The organism is Streptomyces sp. NPDC004667 (assembly GCF_040609475.1).
Classification (GTDB): Bacteria; Actinomycetota; Actinomycetes; order Streptomycetales; family Streptomycetaceae; genus Streptomyces.
Window position 1 is genome coordinate 1 of record NZ_JBEXKC010000221.1, and the last position, 2946, is coordinate 2946.

The window sequence follows — 2946 nt, forward strand, 5'->3', positions numbered from 1 at the left end:
GGGCCCCCGCCGCCCGCCCGGCCCGTGTCCACCGCCAGCGGCGCCAGGGCCCCGCCGGCGGAGACCCACACCCGCGCGGGCCCGGCGGGCAGTTCGACCGGCACCCAGGTCAGGGTGGAACCGGGCCGCCGCTCGCCCTTGACGAGCCGGTCGCGGCCCGTCCCTGCGGATGCGCCGTCGGCGCCCACGGCCACCAGGTTGTACCCGGGCCGGTTCGGCACCACCAGCACCGGGACCTGCCGGGCGCCCAGCCCGAGGGAGCCCAGCAGCGGGCCCCCGGCCACCGGCCGCGCCGGGCCGCCGGATCCCGCGGGCCCGCCCGGGACCCACAGCCCGGCCGCCACCGCGCAGGCCACCGCCGCGGCGAAGTACGCCGAGGCGGTGGTGCGGCGGCGCAGCAGCCGGGTGCGCAGGAGCAGCACCAGGCCGAGCGCCAGGGCGGCGGTCAGGACGACCGCCGCCGCGAGGACGGCGCTCACCGTCGTACGACGCTGTCGCTGACCACGAACAGGACGCCGTGCGGCTGGGCGTCCCCGGTGTCGCCGTGCGGCCAGGACGCCCGGTTGAAGCCCACGCAGGGCTTGCCGGTGTTCTCGTCGCGGAAGGAGCGGTCCAGGGAGACCTGGCCGCGCCGGTCGAGGTCGAACATGCACACGCGGTGGTCGCCGCCGCCGCCGAAGGATCCGGCGACGAAGTAGTTGGCGACCGCGATCCGGCTGACGTTCTGCGTCTCGCGGTAGACGCCGTCCGCGCCCCGCCGGAAGTTGTCCATGGCGCCCCAGTGCGGGCCGCCCGAGCTGACGTCGCGGATCGGCACGGTGCTGACCAGCTCCGGGCAGTCCCGCTCGTGCCCGCCCCGGCTCGCCTCGGCCAGTTCGTCCACGGAGCACTTGGCCCCGTCGCCGGCGGCGAGGAGCTTCTGGATGTCGAGGACGTAGATCATGCCGGTGGTCTGGTCGAGGGGCTTGCCGTAGGGCACCGACTGGCCCATCACCGTGTGGAACAGGAACCGGTCGTCGGGGCTGACGGCCAGCCAGCTGCCGTTGTCCCCGCTGCCGGTGACGCCCGTGTCGCGCTGGAAGCTGCGGTAGGCGGTCGTGTCGTCGAAGACCTCCTTCCACTGCGGCGCGGGCGCGGTGATGTCCGGGGTGTAGAAGACGGCCCCGCCGGCCATGGAGGAGACGAACGCGCCCTTGTGGCCGGGCCGGTTGGTCAGCGCGGTCTCCATGACCACCCGGGACTCGCGGAAGAAGGCACGCGGCTCCTGGGCCCCGCGCGGTCCGTCGGCGACCTTGGACACCGAGCGCAGCGCCGGGTTGTTGCGGTCGCTGATGTCGAAGACGCGGACCGTCTGGCGGGCCAGGTTCTCCCTCAGCACCGAGTCGGGCGTCATGAAGTTGCGGGCCTCGGCGAAGTCGCTCGCCACCATGACGTTCAGGTCCTCGCGGACGGCGACCCCGTGCGGGTTCGCGCAGGTCGCGGCGGGCAGCGCCGGGACGTTGCCGCACTGGGCCGGGTCCTCGCCGGCCTCGGTGGCCGCCGGGATCTCGGCGAGGGTCCTGCCGTCCTGCCCGATCCGCACGATCTCGCCGGGGGAGCCGGCGGCGCCGTTGCCGACCCGCACCTGGCCGTTGGTGTAGGTGCAGGGGCCGGTCACGTTCGGGCCGCCCATGTACGTGCCGTACGCGGTGCCGTCGCTCAGCACCTGGTAGGCGTCGGGCAGGGTCCCGCAGGGGGTGTCGACGGTGGAGTTGACCCCGGCGATGGTCAGCGCGGGCAGCGCCTTCGCGTCGAAGACGAAGGTGGTGTCGCTCATGATGCCGCCGGCGTAGATCCGGTCGCCCTTGTGCCACACGTACTGCATGTGGTGCGGCTCGTTGCCGTTGTTCGGGCCGACGGTGACGGTGTTGGCGACCTTGCCGTACGTGGGGGAGCCCGGGGTGGCGTCGATGACGGTCAGGAAGTCGGGCGCGGGCTGTTTGGCCGGTCCGGCCCAGACGAGCATCCACTGCCGTCCGGGGCCGTTGGAGGCCGGTACCAGGTGGTTGGTCGCCGAGTAGGTGACGCCGTCGGTGCCCTGGAAGGTGGAGGTCCAGGTGACCGGCGTGCCGGCGGCGGCGGGTTCCGCTCCGGTGAGCATGGAGGCGGTGAGTCCCACCGCCGACAGACAGAGTGCGAGGCGGCGTATCAGCCTTCCTCGGCGCAGTCCTTGCAGTCTCATTTCTCCGCGTGCCCTCTCCGGGGGATGTCGGCCAGAATGCATAAACCGGCCATTGGGTGGCTGTATTCGCTGGATCCGCACATTCCGGCCCGTCGGCCGGCACGGGATTCGCCGCAATTTTCGGCCCACTGTGACACAGGGGTGCTGGCGGTCCGCTGATAGCGGCCTTACCGCTGCCTGACCGTGCCCCACAAATCCCCCGAAATGCTTGAAATCCCAGGTGAGAGGTCCAGGATGGTTCCTTCGGGCCGAAAGTGACCGCGATCAGCGCACCGTCAGTGCTTTACGTGTCCGCATTGCTAATCTCGGCGGAGCGAATTCCTGCCCGTGCGCCGCTTTCCCCAGTAAAGGAGCCGCCGGATGACCGATCTCGAAATGCTGGCCGAGCGGGCGGGCCGGGAACTGGATGATGCGCTCGCACCGGAAATCCTGCGGTGGGCCGCCGATACCTTCGGGAGGAAATTCTGCGTGACCTCCTCGATGGAGGACGCGGTGGTCGCCCACCTGGCGTCCCGGGTGTTCCCGGGGGTGGACGTGGTGTTCCTGGACACCGGTTACCACTTCGAGGAGACCATCGGCACCCGTGACGCGGTGGAGGCGGTGATGGACGTGAACGTCATCACCCTCACTCCGCGCCGGAGCGTTGCCGAGCAGGACGCCGAGTACGGGCCGAAGCTGCACGACCGGGACCCGGACCTGTGCTGCGCCCTGCGCAAGGTCAAGCC

The 2946-nt window shown here is 71.7% G+C and carries 2 protein-coding genes and 1 pseudogene; 1 reads left to right on the top strand and 2 read right to left on the bottom strand.

From position 1 onward, the window contains the following. Together ABZW32_RS39415 and ABZW32_RS39420 are read right to left on the bottom strand one after the other, a co-directional pair. Positions 1 to 479, bottom strand: a pseudogene (locus ABZW32_RS39415) (hypothetical protein); the annotation flags it as partial. Beyond that, positions 476 to 2221: a hypothetical protein gene (locus ABZW32_RS39420; RefSeq protein ID WP_356225686.1), complete on the bottom strand. Its 1746-nt coding sequence runs from the start codon at positions 2219 to 2221 to the stop codon at positions 476 to 478. The gene ABZW32_RS39420 and the pseudogene ABZW32_RS39415, both read right to left, overlap by 4 nt. A gap of 360 nt (positions 2222 to 2581) precedes the next feature. Here ABZW32_RS39420 and ABZW32_RS39425 point away from each other — a divergent pair. Then, on the top strand, positions 2582 to 2946 hold a 365-nt coding region (locus ABZW32_RS39425; protein WP_356225687.1), incomplete at its 3' end, for a phosphoadenosine phosphosulfate reductase family protein.